The following is a 16,247-nucleotide window of genomic DNA, read 5'->3' as shown; positions in this document are numbered from 1 at the left end:
TTTATGGTCGCGCGATTAGTTCGCGCAATCCGCTGGCGCGCTGCGTCCTGCGCAAGATCGCCTCCCCCAGCACGGCACTGGCGGGAGACACCAGGGTGAACTTCTCACTCGCGCGTGTAATGCCGGTGTAGACCAACTCGCGCGCGAGCATCTTGCCGTCGCGCGGCAACGCCATCACCGTATGGCGGAACTCCGATCCCTGCGATTTGTGGACCGTCATCGCATACGCCGTCTCCACGTTGCGAAGCCGGGTCGCCAGCACGCTGCGCACCCTGTCGCCTTCCAGGAAGTACACGCGCAACGAGCCTGGCCGCGCCGGGTCGTTCAAGGTCAGGCCGATATCGCCGTTGAACACGCCGGTGCCATAGTCGTTCCGCGTCACCATCACCGGGCGCCCGACGTACCATTCGCCGCGGCGGCGGATCAGTCCCCCGCTTTCCAGCTTCTGCTCGATCGCGCCATTCAGTCCTTCAACGCCCCACTCGCCTTCGCGCACCGCGCACAGGATGCGGAACGCCTCGAACCGGTGCAGCACGCCGCGTATCCAGGCCTCATCGCCCGAGCCGCCGCCGTCCGCAACCGCCGACAGGTAAGGCGTGTAGCCGTCCAGCGCCAGTTGCACCACATGGTGCTGGAGGGCGTGCTCAATCCACTCGACCGCGCTGTCGCCGGCGCGCAGCACCTCGTGGGACCGCTCGACATCGCCCGCGTTGACCGCGAGCGCAAGCTGGCCGATCGGGCCGCCGAAGCGGCGGCTGTGGCGCAGCATGACGGTCTGCTGGACCAGCGGCCCGCCGGTTCCGGTGTAATCAGGAGGAATCGCTTCGCCACTCGCGGCCAGCGCGTAATCCAGCGTCGCCTGCGTATAGCCGCCGGCCTGGGCATCGTGGCACAGATCGCCCAGCACCGCGCCCGCCTCCACCGACGCCAGCTGGTCCTTGTCGCCAAGGAGTACCAGCGTCGCGTGCGGCGGCAGCGCGTCGAGCAGGCTGGCCATCATTTCAAGGTGCACCATCGAGGCCTCGTCGACGATCAGCACGTCCACGTCGAGCGGGTTGCCCTTGTTGTGCGCGAACGAGCGAGTGTCGGGACGTGCGCCGAGCAGGCTATGGAGGGTCCGCGCCGCGCCCATGCGCGCGGCCAGTTCCTTCAAGGGCAGCGCATCGCCGACCTTGTCGGCCAGCTCGCCCAGCGCCTTGTCGATCGACTGCTTCAGGCGCGCGGCCGCCTTGCCGGTCGGCGCAGCCAGCGCGATGCGCAGGTGGCGGGCGTCGCCGGAGGTCGCAAACAGCAGCGCGATCAGGCGCGCCACCGTGTAGGTCTTGCCGGTGCCCGGTCCGCCGGTGATGATCGAGACCGACCCGCGCAGTGCGATCGTGCACGCCAGCTTCTGCCAGTCGGGCGCCTGGTCGCGCCGGCCGGAGGCGAACAGCGTGCCGACCTCCTCGCGCACTTTCAGCACGTCGACTTCGCGCACCTGCGCGGCGCGGGTGCGGATCGTTTCGGCCACCAGCGTCTCATCGCGCCAGTAGCGGCGCAGGTAAAGGCGGCCGCCATCGAGCACCAGCGGCTGGTCGAAGTCGAAATCGCCCACATGCCAGACCTGTTCGGCCGCGGTCAGCTGCTCGCCCCATCCCCTGGCAGTGCGCGGCAGTGTTCCGGCTGCGGCAGCGAGTTCATTCCACTGGTCGGCGGTCCACCCCAGCAGCGCGTGCGGCCCGGCAGCGAGGTCGTCCAGCACGAGGCAGCTGTGGCCGCGCCCTTCGAGCTCTGACAGCACCAGGCAGGCGACCATCAGCGCGGGCGAGCCGCTGCCAAGCGACGCGACAAAGCGCGCGAAGACGCCGGACAGGCGGCGCATCTCGCCCGCCTCGGTCAGGACGGCGACCTGGTTCCAAAGTTCGGATTGCGGCATATCGTTCTTCATGCGGTCTCCGGTGCGCCGAGCAAGGCGTCGAGCCCGTCGAGCAGCTGGATGTCAGGTTCGATCAGGTAGCAGCCGCGCGTCTTCTCGTTCGCAATCCCGCGCAGGAACAGGAAGATCGCGCCGCCTAGCTGGCGTGCCGGGTCGTACTCGTCGCCCAGGCGGCTTTTGAGCAGCCGGTGCAGTGCAAGCATGTAGATCGCCCCCTGGATGTCGTAGCGGTGCGCCGCCATCCCGCCTGCCATTGCCGCGCGCGTATAGGCGGCATCGCCCGGTCCCAGTGCATTCGATTTGTAATCCAGCACCCAGTAGCGCCCCTCATGTTCGAATACCAGGTCGGCAAAGCCTTTCAGCATGCCGTGCAGCTGGCGCTCGGGCAGCACAGGCCGCGAGGTGTCGCCCAGCAGGTGCGTGCGGCAAAGGCGGTCCAGCTCACCGGAGCGCAGGTGGTCGCTCGGGAACCAGAACTCCATCTCGGGCAGCACGCTCGTTAGCGCCGACAGCGGCACTCCAAGCTGCGGCAGCGTTGTGATAGCTACCTCGCGCAGCCAGGCGATGGCGTCGTCCTGGCGGTTGGCCCAGCCCGCGCGTTCGCAGCGCTGCGCGAGCCGTGCCGCGAAATGGGCGTCATCGACGACGGCGAAGCCTTCCTGCGCCATCCACTCGAGCTGCTCGTGCAGGAAATTACCGGGCACGGAGCCGCGCGGGAACCGGTGCCATGGCGCGTCTTCAGTGCGAACGAGCGGCGTCGCATCGGTTTCTTCGAGCAGCGTTTCTTCCTGCGCGCGCATCGGCGCCGCACTGGTCTGGCGCGTCAGCGACGTGAACGAACCGACCGACCAGTTGCGCTCGAAGTCGCCGTCGAAAAGCGCGGCGTCGACCAGGCCTGGACGCACATCGGCGCGCTCCAGCATCGTCACGCCTCCCGGCGCGTCCAGCGTATGCAGCTCGATCGCCTCGGTATCGCCGCGCAGCCGCTCCCAATGAGCGCGCAGGTCGGCCGCGGCTATCGGATTGCCGCCACCGAGCAGGTAGCCGAGCGCCGAATCGTGCAGGCGGTTGGTCCCGCCTTTTGGCGCGGCGACGGCAGCCACGCCCAGCCACAGGAAGTGGCGCGCCCGGGTCAGCGCCACGTACAGCAGGCGCAGGTCTTCTTCGATACGGCCGCGGTCGACCGCGTTCAACGCCTCGTCCGACAGCGCCAGGTCGATGCGGCGCACGCCGTCGGCCGTGACGAATTCGAAGAAGCTGCGGTGACGGCGGTCGGTCTTGCGCGCGGTGACCGCGAACGGCAGGTACACCAGCGGGTACTCAAGGCCTTTCGACTTGTGCACCGTGACCACCTTGACCAGGTCGGCATCGCTCTCGAGGCGCAGCACGCGCTCGTCGCTGCTCTCGCCCTGCCCCGCCACCTGCTCGGCGAACCAGCGGATCAGCGCCTGCTCGCCATCGAGCTGGCTGCTGGCCGACTGCAGCAGCTCGGCCAGGTGCAGCAGGTTGGTCAGGCGGCGTTCGCCGCCCGCCTCGCGCAGCAGGGCGGAAGGCAGTCCAAGTTCGTGGATGAGGCGGCGCAGCATGGCCAGCACGCCCTGGCGCTGCCACACGGTGTGCAGCGCCTTGAGCTGCTCGACGCGCACTTCCCATTCCAGCTCGTCGGCCGACAGGCGCGCCAGCTCGGCCAGCGGCAGGCCGGCGGTGCGGGTAGCGAACGCCGCCCGCGCCAGCGAACCGTCGAGGGGATTGGCGACCGCGTGCAGCCAGCGCAGCAGGTCCGCCGCCTCGTCGCTGTCGAGCACCGAGTCCTTGTCGGACAGGTAGACGCTGGCGACCTTGCGCCGGGCCAGCGCATTGCGGATCGCGGCGGCCTCGCGCCGGTCGCGCACCAGGATGGCGATATTCGCCGGGACCAGGCGCGTGAACGTGCCGTTCTCGTCGAACCCGGCCTGCGGGTCGTTCAGCACGCCGACGATATGCTCGGCGCAGTGGTGCGCAAAAAAGTCGCGGTAGTCGTCGGCGCGCAGGTCGTCGCGCTCGGTGCAGCAGACCGCGAGCGCCTGGTACGGCCCGTCGACGCCAACCAGCTTCTGCGACTTGTCGGTTGCGCCGACCGCATCGAATGGCAGCGGGTTGACGTCGCCCTTGCGGAAGCGGAAGGCGCCGGCCGCGTAGCCGCAGTTATCGCCATGCCCTTCGGCGTGCAGGAACAGGCGGTTGACCGCCTCCACCAGCGCGGCCGTCGAACGGTAGTTGGTCCCGAGCTGGTAATGGCGCCCGCCGGTCGCGGTGCGCGCGGACAGGTAGCTGTGGATGTCGGCGCCGCGGAAGCCGTAGATCGACTGCTTCGGGTCGCCGATCAGGAACAGCCCGTGGCCGCTGTCGTTGTCGGCGACGCGGTACAGCAGGTTGAAAATGCGGTACTGGTCGGGCGACGTATCCTGGAATTCGTCGACCATCGCCACCGGGAACTGGTCGGTGATGCGCTTGCGCAGCGCTGCGCCATTCGGGCCTTCCAGCGCCGCCTTCAGGCGGTCGAGCATGTCGGCAAAGCCGAACTGGCGGCCGCGCCGCTTCAGCTCCGCCATGCGCAGCGCGATGCTGGCTGCCGCATGGCGGTAAAGCGCGTGCGACAGCGGATCGATTGCCTTCAGCGCCTCCCACAGCGCTGTGGTGAATTCAAAACACCCGGGAACGTCCGCGATAAAGCCTTTGCTGCAGGCGTCGATGATGCCGTCCGGCGTCAGCCGGTGCCACGCGGTGTCGTTCAGGTCCGGCATCAGCATCACCGGGTCGCCGGCCCAGGCGCGCAGCGCGTCGAACCATTTGACCAGCGAATCCGGGCGCAGCTTGTTACCATTGAAGCATTTCGGCGCGGCGTCGCGCTGGCCCGCGATCCAGCGTTCCATGTCATTGGCGCGGTCGAACCAGCCCTGCTTCAGCTGTGCGAGCGCCACCTGCTGCTCGCTTTGCACGCGCGCGATCAATCCCGTCAACGATTCACCGGACGATGGGCCGAGCAGCTCGACCCGGCGCACCAGCTCGCGCACCGATTGCTTCAGCGCCCCGACATTCGGCCAGCAGTCCAGCAGGCTGGAAAGCGCCTCGCTCTTGAGCGGGTAGACGTTCTGGCGCCAGTAGTCATGCGCCGCGTCCTCGAACAGCGCCTGCTCGTCGCTGACCAGCTCTTCGTCGAACAGGCTGCCGCTGTCGAACGCGTGCTCGCGCAGCATGCGCTGGCACCAGGCGTCGATCGTGAAGATCGCCGCCTCGTCCATCGTCTCGGCCGCGAGCACCAGGCGGTGCGCGGCAAGCTGCCGCCCGCCATTGCTGTCGCAGGCCTGGGCCAGGCTGGCCAGGAAAGGATCGTCCAGTTCACGCTCGCCGCGGAAATACGCCGCCGCTTCGACCAGGCGCTCGCGCACCCGGTTCGACAGCTCGCGCGTCGCGGCGCGCGTAAAGGTCATCACCAGGATCTCGGATGGCAGCAGCGGGCGCGCGAAGCCATCGGCGCCGCCGTGCCCGAGCACCAGCCGCAGGTACAGCGCGGCGATGGTCCAGGTCTTGCCGGTGCCGGCGCTGGCTTCGATCAGGCGCGAGCCGTGCAGCGGAAAAGTAAGCGCTTCAAGCTTCATGCTTCATCCTTATCGAGCGCCTGGACCTGGACGTGCTGTTCGATCCATTCGGCCAGCGGCCCGTACATCGTTTGGGCGCAGTCGAACCATTCCGGTTCGGAGGCCAGCGCCGCAAAGTCCGGCCACAAACGCGCGAGGCACTCGTCCGCGACTTCGCCGCTCAGTTCGAAACCGCCGTTGTAGGTGGCGCGCGGGTCGCCGCCCTGGACCAGCGCCAGCGCGGTCTTGCAGGCCACCGGCAGCGGCTTGTCGAGATTGCGGCGCCACAGCGCGACCAATGCGCCAAGCTGGGTGCGCGCAAGCGACTGGTCCAGCGGCGCCATCGTCACGATCGCGTCGCGCCCGACCAGGTAGCCTGTGACTTCGACGCCGGAGGCGGCAGCGGCCAGCTGGCGCAGCCACGCGCCCATCAGTTTGTCGCCGCGCAGCGCGCGCTTTTTATTCAGTACGCGCGAGGACATCTGCATCAGCCAGACTGTCCCTCCTTCACCGGCGCGCAGCTTGTCGATCCAGTCGTCAAGATGGATGCCGTCGAAATCGAGGCTCAACGCGAGCTTGGGCGCGTCGTCCCGGAAACGCGAACACAGCCCCAGCCACGCGCTGCGTACCGGCACCAGCCCCATGACCAGCTGCTCCTGCCAAAGCTCGCCCACCAGGCCGATCGGCAGCACGCCTTCGCGCGCCAGGCGCTGCGCGCGCGCCTCCAGTACGGCCTGCACGTCATCGCGCGCTTCCTGTTCGCTGCCATCGTCCAGCAGGCTGTCTTCGAGGAAGTAGCGTTCGAGCGCATCGAGCGAGAACGGTTCTTCGTCCTCACCCAGCAGGTCAGGTTCGGCAAACGAGACGCCAAGGCGGCGCCGGAAGAAATGGCGCGAGGGCTGGCGCAGGAAGTCCGCGAGTTCGCGCAGCTTCAGGCGGTAGTCGGACTCGAGTTCGTACGGCGGCAATGCCTGCTCGCCTTCGCCGCCGCCAGCGCCGTGCGCGGCGCGCCATTCACCCGCATAGGTCAGCAAGCCGCCTTCCTCGAAATAGCGCCGGCTGAACGGCTGCAGCGCGTGCACGGTGGTCAGCGCATCCGGATCGACTTCCCAGCCCGCGCCAAGGTAGTCGCGCAGCTGCGACACCAGCACCGACGCCGGCTGCTCGCTGTTATCGCGCACGTTGCGCCCGACCCAGCTGATATACAGCTTGTCGCGGGCCGCCAGCACGGCTTCGAGCATCAGGTAACGGTCGTCGTCGCGGCGCGAGCGGTCGCCGGGCCGCGCCATGCCGGGCAGCGCCAGCAGGTCGAAGTCGGCCTGGCGCGCGCGGCGCGGGAAGTCGCCGTCGTTCATGCCGAGCAGGCACACCACGCGGAAAGGCACCGCGCGCATCGGCATCAAGGTGCAGAAGGTCACGCCGCCGGACACGAACTGGTGGTTCAGGGTCGGCTCGTCGAGTGCGCCGAGCCACGCTTCACGCAGCACCGCCAGCGGCACTTTTTCGTCGTAGCCCGCGTTCTCGACGGTTTCAAGCCAGCCTTGCAGCGCGTCGTTCAGCTGCGCCACGCTCAGCCGGTCGCCCTCGTCTTCGGGCTTGAAGAAGGCGGCGAGCAGTGCCCGCGCGCGCTCACCCCATTCGCGCGGCGTGCGCGAGGAGGACAGCACGGCGCGCCACTCCAGCAGCGTTTCGATCAGCTGCGCCAGCGACCCGGCCAGCGCGGCATCGAGCCCGCCCACTTCCGGGTAGGGCTCGATATCGCGGAAGTTCGCACCCGCCCCGCTGGCGTAACCGAGCAGCATCCGGCGCACGCCGAAGATCCACGCATTCTGTTCGCCCGCCGAACCCAGTCCGAGACCGTCCCGGTGCTCCTGGTCCAGCCCCCAGCGCACGCTGGCGCCTTCAATCCACTGTCCCAGCGTCGGCAGGTCGGCGGCATCGAGGCCGAAGCGCGCCGCGACCGCCGGAACGTCGAGCAGGTCGCGCACTTCGCTCTGGCGGCAACGCTGCTGCGGCAGGCGCAGCAGCCATTCGACGGCGACCAGCAGCGGATTGACGCTGCGGTCCTTGACGTCGCCAATCTCGAACGGGATGAAACGCGGGTCGCTGCGCTTGTGCTGGTCGAACACCGCGTGGATCGCCGCCGAGAAGGTGTCGATGTCCGGCACCATGACCACCACGTCGCGCGGGCGCAAGGCGGCGTCGCGCTCGAACCACGACAGCAACTGGTCGTGCAGCACCTCGACCTCGCGCTGCACGCTGTGGGCGATCGCGAATTCGATCGAACGGTCATCCGCGCCGGGGCGCGCGCGTTCATGGTCCTTCACCGGGACCATGTCGCGCACGGCGGCCTGCACCTGGGCCAGCAGGTTGGCGCCCTCGCCTTCGCTGAACAGGTCGATGCGCACGTTCTCGAAGCGCTCCTGTTCACCGCTGTCGAATTCGTCGAGCATGCGCACGAAGTCGCGGCCCTGCCGTCCCCAGCTTGCCAGCAAGGGGTGGCTGTGCGCGTGCATTTCTTCCAGCGGGATGGCGGACAGGTCGACGCCGGCGCGCGCGCCCTGGCGCTTGCGCGCGGCGGTCAGCAGGTCGCGCCCTTCGATGATGTCGCCCCAGTAGAACTGGCACGGATTCGGCACCGCCAGCAGCACCTGGGTGTAGCGCGACAGCGCGGCCACTGCCTGCAAGGTCTGGTACGGCAAGGCGGATATGCCGAACAGCACGACGCGGCGCGGCAGCCGTCCGGACGGTGCGAGGCCCTGGCCGCTGGCCTGCACAAACTGTTCGTGGATGGTGGCGCGCCCGGTGCCGCGCATATGTTCCGGCACGCTGTCGATCACCGCACGCCAGAGCTGTCCCTGCCAGCGCTGGTCGGGCGACAGCGGCACCGCTTCGCCGCGCGCGTTGCGCAGCTGGTCGCGCCCGGCGGCCCAGTCGGACAGCCAGTCGGCGCGGTACACCTGGTATTGGTCGAACAGGTCCGACAGGCGCTCGGCCAGCTGCAGGCGGCGCTCCGGGTCGCCGTCGCCGAGGAAATGGCACAGCGGCTGGAATACAGGATCGGACAGCAGCGACGGCAGCAACCGCATCAGGCGCCAGGTCAGCGGGCCCTTGTCGAACGGGGACTGGCTCGGGACGCGCTCGCGTCCCAGCATGCCGCGGTAAGCCTCCCACAAAAAGCGCGCGGGCAGCGCCACGCGGGTGGCGGCGCACACGCCCAGTTCTTCGGCCAGCGCGATCTTCAGCCACTCGGCGACGCCATTCGACTGCACCAGCATGGTTTCCGGCTCCAGCGGGGCGAGCGGATTGTTACGCAGCCATCCGAATACGGCGGCGCGCAGTTGTTCCATCTGGTTGCCGTGCAAAATGAGCAGGCCGGGCGTTACGGGTGAAGGCATGGTGTGGCGATTGGACGGGACCGCACAGGATACTCTTTTTACGCCGGCGGCGGAAGCGTGCCCGCCCTCCTAAACGCCATCTTCCTCTGTCACGGTAAGCTCCTGCGCGATGTGGCGCTCCAGCTGTTCGAGCAGCGCATACATGCGCGCCACCAGGTCGCGCGCATGGTCAGGTTCGTAGTTCCCGCGCATTGTCTCAAGCGCCAGGCAAAGCTGGCCGAAGCTGGTCGCACCAACCGCCCGCGCCGACGATTTGATCCGGTGCCCGAGGTCGGAGACGCGCTCGCCGTCGGCGCGGTCCAGCGCCTGCCCCAGTTCGGCAAGGCCGTCGCGCGCCGAGTCGAGGAACATGAAGGCGTACTTGCGCATCTTGGCCGGGTTGCCGCCGAACGTCGTCGACAGCGCGCCCAAGTCGAGCATGCCCGGATCGATCGATACCAGCGGCGCCGCCGTCATGCGCGTCGGCGCCTGCGCGGCCGGCTGCGGCGCGCGCCGCCGTCCCAGCCGGCGCGGCCGCGACGCCAGGCAGCGCGCGATGGTCTCGAACAGCAGGTTGGGCGCGATCGGCTTAGTCACGAATTCGTCCATGCCCGCCTCGATGCAGCGCTCGCGGTCTTCCTTGCCGGCGTTGGCCGTCATGGCGATCACCAGCGTGTCGGACATGCGCGGGTCGGAGCGGATCATTCGCGTCGCCTCGAAACCGTCCATCACCGGCATCTGGACGTCCATCAGCACGCAGTCGAACCGCTCCTTGAGCATCATGTCGATCGCCTCCTTGCCGTTGTTGGCGATGACGACCGTCGCATCGACGTCCTCCAGCAGCTCCTGGCCGACCTGCTGGCTGAACGGGTTGTCCTCGACCAGCAGGATATACGCGTCGCGGATCTCGTCGAGCACCGACTGCTGCACTTGCTGCGGCCCGCTTGGCAGGAAGGTCGCGCACTTGCCCAGCCGCGCGGTGAACCAGAAGGTGCTGCCCTTGCCCGGCACGCTCTCGGCGCCGACGTCGCCGCCCATCAGCTCCGCCAGCTGCTTGCTGATGACGAGGCCGAGGCCGGTGCCGCCGTACTTGCGCGTGGTCGACGGGTCGGCCTGGTGGAACGACTGGAACAGGTCCGCCAGTTCATCCTCGCTCATGCCGATGCCCTTGTCGCGCACTTCGAAGCGGACCAACACTTCGCCCTCGTTCTCTTCCAGCCGGTGCGCGCAGATGCGCACCGCGCCGTTCTCGGAGAACTTGATCGCATTGCTGGTGAAGTTCAGCAGCACCTGCTCGAGGCGCAAGGGATCGCCGCGCAGTTGGTGCGACAGTCCCGGTGCGATGTCGAATTCCAGCGTCAGCCCCTTGTGCGCGGCCACGTCGCCCAGCTGGGCCGAGATGTTCTGCATCAGCGTCCAGATGTCGAAGTCGAGCACTTCCAGGTCAAGCTTGCCGGCCTCGATCTTGGAGAAATCGAGGATATCGTTGATGATGCCCAGCAGGTGCTGGCTCGAGTGGAATATCTTCTCGAGGTAATCGCGCTGTTTCGGATGCGTGACCGACTTGAGCGCCAGGTGCGACATGCCGATGATGCTGTTCATCGGCGTGCGGATCTCGTGGCTCATGTTCGACAGGAAGTTGCTCTTGGCGCGGTTGGCCGCATCGGCCTGCGCTTTCAGCTCATGCAGCTCGGTGACGTCGGTGGACAGGCCGATGACGGCGGCGACCTGGCCGTCGACCTTGACCGGCGCCTTCACGGTCCACAGCTGGCGCACTTCGCCGTCGGGCCGCACGAACTCGCCCTGCCCGGCCTGGCGTACGCCAAGCTCGAAGATCGCCTGGTCCTGTTCCCAGAACATGTCCGCCTGGCGCTGCCCCATCAGGTCGGCGTCGCGCAGCCCGATGATCTCCTCGGCGCGACGTCCCATCACCTCGGCGGTCCTGGCGTTGACGTAGATGTAGCGGCGCTCGCGGTCCTTCATATACACGTGCGCGTCGACGCTGTTGAGGACCGAATCGAGCAGCGCGCGGTGTTCGACGGCGCTGCGGCGCGACGAATACAGGGTGAAGAAGAATGCGTAGATCAGCATGGTGCCGGCAAACCCGGTCACCAGCGCCACTTGCGGGAAGTAGCGGTCGAAGGTCGTATACACGTCGCTCTTCCTGACCCTGAACTGCGCTTTCCATTTCAGGCCGTTGAAGTCCACCGGCAGCACCGCCTCGACGTACTGGTCGCGTTCGGCCGTGCCGAGGGCGCCGGCGTCGTTGAACAGCAGGGTGTCGCCCGGTTCGATTTGCGTCGTGCCGACGCCCGGCGTGGTGGCGCTGTACAAGGACAGCTTCACGCCAGGGACCGCCAGTTCGTTGAGCGTCCCGTGAATCAGCGCAGGCACGGCAAAACTGACCCCCACCGAGCCAAGGTAAGCGCGGCGCCTGTCTTCGACATTGTCAAGCGGTGCGCCGGTGCGGTACACCGGCATGCGCATGCCGAGGCCGATATGCGGGGTCGGTTTGCTGACCAGGATCGGATGTCCCGACGCGCCAAGCTGGCCGGTGTCGCGTGAACGCTCCAGCGCCTTGAAAACCGGCTGCCGCGCGCCGATATCGGTGCCGAATTTCTCGGCCAGCATGGCCATCGGCTCGATATAGGTCAGTACAAAGTAGTCGGGCCGGCGGCCGGGCGGCGTGATGTCGAAATTCGGGTAGCCCTCCGGCGCCACGCTACGGTCGGCGCGTACCGACGCGACGAAGGCCTCGCGCTGCGCATCGGTCACGTGCACGGCGTAGCTGGCGCCTTCGATGGCGGGATAGTTGGCCGCCAGGTCGAGCGATGAAATGTAGTCGTGGAACTGCACGCGGGTCAGCGGCGCGGCGTGGGTGCGGAATACCGCCGCCATGCCGCGCAGGACGTCGGCATAGGTCTTGATCCGCGCCGACAGCGCGTACTGCGCGCTGCGCGCCACGCCGTCGAAGCGCATGCGTGCGTCCGCATCGGCGGTCCGCAGCGCGCCCATGTACAGCAGCGCGCCGACGATCATCGACAGCACCAGGCCGGCGCCAAGAAGCAGCGCGCGCGACGCCGCACCACCCGTCACCGGATTGCGTATGCTGCGCGGAATCGCATCGTTCATTGGAGGCTGCCTCGGTCCGGGCTCAGTTGCGCCCGTGTAATGATGTATCTCGAAGCATACTATTAATGCCGCGTCCGAACCAAGGCGGCCTGTAGCAAATCCGCACGCCGGCGGGATTGACGACCTGTTCCGTCGGGTGCATATTGCCAGAACGAAAAATCGCAAAATTGAAAGAACAACCATGAAAAAAGTGGCAACCGGGATCCTGCTGGGACTGGCCGCGCTGGCTGGCGCGCGCGCGCAACATCCGTCCGCCGCGGCCGACCAATACCTGTGGCTGGAAGAAGTCGACGGCGCCGGCGCGCTGGCGTGGGTCGGACAGCGCAACGCGGCCGCGCGCAAGGAGCTGGAGGCGGGAGCGCGCTTCCCGGCCCTGCACGCGCGCCTGAGGACCATCCTCAACGCCAGGGAGCGCATCCCGTTCGTGACCATGCATGGCGAGTACGCCTACAACTTCTGGCGCGACGCCACCCACGTGCGCGGCATCTGGCGCCGCACCACGCTGGCATCGTTCCAGCAGCCCGAACCGGCATGGGAAACCGTGATCGACGTCGACCTGCTGGCCAGGGACGAAAAAGAAAACTGGGTGTGGGCCGGGGCATCCTGCCTCAAGCCGAGCGGCGAGCGCTGCCTGGTCGCGCTGTCGCGCGGCGGCGGCGACGCCCATGTGGTGCGCGAATACGACCTCAAAGCCCGCAGCTTCGTCAGGGACGGCTTCGTGCTGCCGGAAGCGAAAGGCGGCGCCAGCTGGATCGACCGCGACACGGTGTTTGTCAATACCGACTTCGGCCCCGGCTCGATGACCACTTCCGGCTACCCGCGCATCGTCAAGGAATGGAAGCGCGGCGCGCCGCTGCTTGACGCCCGCCTGGTGTACGAAGCGAACACCGGCGACCTGGCCGCCAGCGGCTGGAAGGATTTCACGCCGGGCCACGAGAATGAATTCGTCGAACGCCAGGTGACCTTCTACACCAGCGAGATGTTCGTGCGCGAAGGCGGCCAGCTGGTACGCGTCCCCAAGCCGGACGATGCCAACGCCTACACGGTGCGCGACCAGCTGGTGCTGGAGCTGCGCTCCGACTGGACCGTCGGCGCCACCACCTATCCCCAGGGAGCGCTGCTGGCGACCGGTTTCAGGGACTTCATGAAGGGCGGGCGCGAATTCGAGGTGCTGTTCGCGCCCTCGCCCACCCGCTCGCTCGACGGCGTGGCGGTGACCCGCAGCGCGCTGCTGGTCAATGAACTCGACAAGGTCCGCAACCGCCTGGTCGAACTGCGCCACGTCGACGGAAAATGGCAGCGCCGCGCGGTCGACGCGCCGGCCTTCGGCGCGCTCGGCGTGACGGCGGTCGATTCGATCGCCTCGGACCAGTACTTCCTGAGCGTCACCGACTTCCTGACCCCGACCACGCTCTACCTCGGCCAGGTTGGCGACGACCGCCGCGCGCTGCTCAAGTCGATGCCGGCCTTTTTCGACGCGGCGCCCTACACGGTGCGCCAGTTCGAGGCGAAGTCGAAGGACGGCGCCAAAGTCCCGTACTTTGTCGTGATGCGCAAAGACGCGAAGATGAACGGCAAGAACCCGACCGTCCTGTATGGCTACGGCGGTTTCGAAGTGTCGCTCAAGCCTTCCTACAGTTCGGTGGCCGGCGAAGCATGGCTGGCCCAGGGCGGCGTGTATGTGCTGGCGAATATCCGCGGCGGCGGCGAGTTCGGGCCGCGCTGGCACCAGGCCGCGCTGAAGGACCAGCGCCAGCGCGCGTTCGACGACTTCATCTCGGTGGCCCAGGACCTGGTCCGCCGCAAGGTGACCAGCCCGCGCCACCTCGGGATCATGGGCGGCAGTAACGGCGGCCTGCTGGTCGGCGCCGTGATGACCCAGCGTCCGGACCTGTTCAACGCGGTGGTGTCGCAGGTGCCGCTGCTGGACATGCAGCGCTACCACAAGCTGCTGGCAGGTGCGTCCTGGATGGACGAATACGGCGACCCGGACGATCCGGCGCAGTGGAGCTACATCGCGCGCTATTCGCCGTACCACAACGTGTTCGCCGACAAGCGCTATCCGCGCGTGCTGTTTACCACCTCGACGCGCGACGACCGGGTCCATCCCGGCCATGCGCGCAAGATGGTCGCGAAGATGCAGGAACAGGGCCACGACGTGCTGTATTGGGAAAATACCGAGGGCGGCCACGCCGGCGCGGCCAACAACGACCAGCAGGCGCAGATGTGGGCGTTGACGTATTCCTTCCTGCTTAAGCAACTGAAGTAAGCGCGGCGCACCTGCGCGCGCCGTCCGGCGCCGCATTGGCCGCCGGGCGAGCGCCCCGCTACGACGCCATCCGGCGCCGTTCTGCCATCGCTTCGTGGGTAGCGGCGACGTCAACGTACAGGGCCACCGCGGTCTCGATCCCGATCTTCAACGGCTCGCCGAAGCGCCGCGTCACGACGCCGGCGCGGCGCAGCATGCGCTCGATCGCCGTGGTGGTCACGGTGACGTACTGGTCGATGCCTTCGTGGTAGCCGTAGGCGATCACTTCGGCGATCGACTCCATCGTGATCTCGGAAAAGCCAAACGGACCGCTGTTTTCGGTTTCGATGGCGAAGCGGCTCAGTTCCCAGATGCGCGGGTGGTGCGGCGCCTGCTGGCCGTGCAGCAGCTGGGCGAACGAATCCTTCAGCATGTACGGCCCGTCGGTCGGCAGCAGGCGCCAGCAGCCGCGCAGCGGCCCGCCTGCTTCGCGGATCATCATGTACATCGGTTCGAGTGCGTCGTAGCCGTCGATCTCCATCCCGCTCAGCACCGGAACCTCCCAGCCAAGCCGGTCCTTGAAGACCTTGGCCCGCAGGGAATGCATTTCCCACAAGTCCCTGGATTTGAAATCACGTCGTGCCGCGATACGAATTTGCAGTGCCATGGTGTCACCTCGCTATCGAAAATTTATGCAGCGCGCATAAAAGAATCATGCAGATTCGATAATTTGATAACTATCAGGATTGCTAGGTGGCTGGGAACGCCGAAGGTGGAATACTGCCTTTTTTCACAAAGGAATGCAGAATGAATCAGGATTTCACGTATCAGGAACGGGACATGGACCAGCGCACCGTTTCCGACGACAGCAGCAGTGGATCCGGTGCACTGCATAGCAGCGAACTGAAGCGATTCCGCATCAGCAAGCGCGAGAGCCAGGAGAAGTTTTGGGGACGGTTCGGCGTGACCCAGTCAAGCGGCAGCCGTTTCGAGACCGGCCTCGGGATTCCGGCGCCGGTGGCAATCCTGGTCAAGCTCTACCTCAACGGCAAGCTGAGCGATGGTGATCTTCCGGGGTGATGATGCCCATGCCGATGGCCTTCACGAGGGCCTGCTGGCGGGTACTGACGCCGAACTTCTGGCGCACGTTACCAATGTGAAAATTAACCGTGGCTTCGGAGCAGTTGGTGATCTTCGAGATTTCCCATGACGACTTGCCGACCATGACCCAGTTCAGCACCTCCAGCTCGCGCCGCGTCAGGCGCGGGCGCTCCTCCGGCGGCAGCTGCGGGCTGACGAATTTGCGCGAGGATTCGAAGGCATAATCGCGGATCAGCGACAGCCCGGCCATGGCGTGGACCGCCTCATGCGGATCGGGAATGGCGTCCGAGGCGAAGCTGACCACGCCGAACTCGCCGTTCGGGCCGTGGATCGGGAAGGTGATGCCGGAACGGATGCCGTGGCCGCAGGCTTCTTCATAAAATTCCTGCTGGCGCGGGCCGCTGAAGGTAGCAGGCTCCCAGATGATCGGCAGCGAACTAGCCAGGCAGTGCGTCACGGTCGGGTCGACATAATGCAAACGGTCGGCGTCGTAGCGGTCGCGCCAGCTGCTCGAATAATTACTCTGCACGAAAGCCGACTCCAGCTTTTCCTGGCGCGAGCCCACGACGCCATACAGCACCTGGTCGAACCCCTGCCGCCTGGCGAGCGCGAACAGGGTCTCGCGCCAGGCGGCCTCGTCCTTGCACCCCAACAACCGTGTCAGCTGGTCCATTTCAACCATGAAACCTCTCCAAAAACATGCCTGATAAATACTTCTAGTCCGGGATGCTAGTCCAAGCATAACCGAAACTCAATGGCCAATAACCCCAGGATCATGCTCCCGTTCCACAAATCGCGGCTTTTCCTTCGCAAGCATACATTTCCTGAAAGCACAAGTCGTAGATTCTGCATATGCT

8 protein-coding genes are annotated in these 16,247 nt (G+C 66.8%); 2 read left to right on the top strand and 6 right to left on the bottom strand.

The annotated features are described in order from the left end of the window. Window position 1: 1 nt before the first annotated feature. The 4 genes from recD to HHL21_RS02455 form a co-directional block, all read right to left on the bottom strand. Window positions 2-1,927 (bottom strand): exodeoxyribonuclease V subunit alpha, encoded by a 1,926-nt coding sequence (gene recD / locus HHL21_RS02470; protein ID WP_169463650.1) that lies wholly within the window; start codon window positions 1,925-1,927, stop codon window positions 2-4. Then, on the bottom strand, window positions 1,924-5,553 hold the full coding sequence (gene recB / locus HHL21_RS02465; protein ID WP_169463649.1) for an exodeoxyribonuclease V subunit beta: 3,630 nt from the start codon (window positions 5,551-5,553) through the stop codon (window positions 1,924-1,926). The genes recD and recB overlap by 4 nt, the downstream gene beginning before the upstream one ends. Next, window positions 5,550-8,930 carry an exodeoxyribonuclease V subunit gamma gene (gene recC, locus HHL21_RS02460; protein ID WP_169463648.1) on the bottom strand — a complete coding sequence of 1,127 codons (3,381 nt, stop codon included), beginning with the start codon at window positions 8,928-8,930 and terminating at the stop codon, window positions 5,550-5,552. The genes recB and recC overlap by 4 nt, the downstream gene beginning before the upstream one ends. A 69-nt stretch (window positions 8,931-8,999) precedes the next feature. Beyond that, the gene (locus HHL21_RS02455; protein WP_169463647.1) at window positions 9,000-12,041 is read right to left on the bottom strand and encodes a CHASE domain-containing hybrid sensor histidine kinase/response regulator family protein; all 3,042 of its coding nucleotides are present in this window, start codon (window positions 12,039-12,041) and stop codon (window positions 9,000-9,002) included. A 181-nt stretch (window positions 12,042-12,222) separates the two neighbouring features. Between HHL21_RS02455 and HHL21_RS02450 the strand changes: the two genes are divergently transcribed. Beyond that, window positions 12,223-14,310 (top strand): prolyl oligopeptidase family serine peptidase, encoded by a 2,088-nt coding sequence (locus HHL21_RS02450; protein WP_169463646.1) that lies wholly within the window; start codon window positions 12,223-12,225, stop codon window positions 14,308-14,310. A 58-nt stretch (window positions 14,311-14,368) separates the two neighbouring features. Here the strand turns inward: HHL21_RS02450 and HHL21_RS02445 are convergent, their stop codons facing one another. Continuing rightward, window positions 14,369-14,956, bottom strand: coding sequence for an acyl-homoserine-lactone synthase (locus tag HHL21_RS02445; RefSeq protein ID WP_169463645.1), 588 nt, complete (start codon window positions 14,954-14,956; stop codon window positions 14,369-14,371). Between the two features lie 140 nt (window positions 14,957-15,096). Between HHL21_RS02445 and HHL21_RS02440 the strand changes: the two genes are divergently transcribed. Then, window positions 15,097-15,369, top strand: coding sequence for a helix-turn-helix domain-containing protein (locus tag HHL21_RS02440; protein WP_370659653.1), 273 nt, complete (start codon window positions 15,097-15,099; stop codon window positions 15,367-15,369). Here the strand turns inward: HHL21_RS02440 and HHL21_RS02435 are convergent. After that, entirely contained in the window at window positions 15,332-16,072 is a 741-nt protein-coding gene (locus tag HHL21_RS02435; RefSeq protein WP_229495873.1) for a helix-turn-helix transcriptional regulator, read from the bottom strand. The two genes, HHL21_RS02440 and HHL21_RS02435, sit on opposite strands and share 38 nt — an antisense overlap. Window positions 16,073-16,247: the final 175 nt, after the last annotated feature.

The organism is Massilia polaris (assembly GCF_012927275.1).
GTDB lineage: Bacteria > Pseudomonadota > Gammaproteobacteria > Burkholderiales > Burkholderiaceae_D > Telluria_A > Telluria_A polaris.
This window is presented reverse-complemented; position numbering and strand designations above follow the sequence as displayed.

Bases quoted from the DNA above. Each gene is read 5' to 3' on its own strand.
- recD (WP_169463650.1), bottom strand. From the start codon at position 1,927: ATGAAGAACGATATGCCGCAATCCGAACTTTGGAACCAGGTCGCCGTC.
- recB (WP_169463649.1), bottom strand. From the start codon at position 5,553: ATGAAGCTTGAAGCGCTTACTTTTCCGCTGCACGGCTCGCGCCTGATC.
- recC (WP_169463648.1), bottom strand. From the start codon at position 8,930: ATGCCTTCACCCGTAACGCCCGGCCTGCTCATTTTGCACGGCAACCAG.
- HHL21_RS02455 (WP_169463647.1), bottom strand. From the start codon at position 12,041: ATGAACGATGCGATTCCGCGCAGCATACGCAATCCGGTGACGGGTGGT.
- HHL21_RS02450 (WP_169463646.1), top strand. From the start codon at position 12,223: ATGAAAAAAGTGGCAACCGGGATCCTGCTGGGACTGGCCGCGCTGGCT.
- HHL21_RS02445 (WP_169463645.1), bottom strand. From the start codon at position 14,956: ATGGCACTGCAAATTCGTATCGCGGCACGACGTGATTTCAAATCCAGG.
- HHL21_RS02440 (WP_370659653.1), top strand. From the start codon at position 15,097: ATGAATCAGGATTTCACGTATCAGGAACGGGACATGGACCAGCGCACC.
- HHL21_RS02435 (WP_229495873.1), bottom strand. From the start codon at position 16,072: ATGGTTGAAATGGACCAGCTGACACGGTTGTTGGGGTGCAAGGACGAG.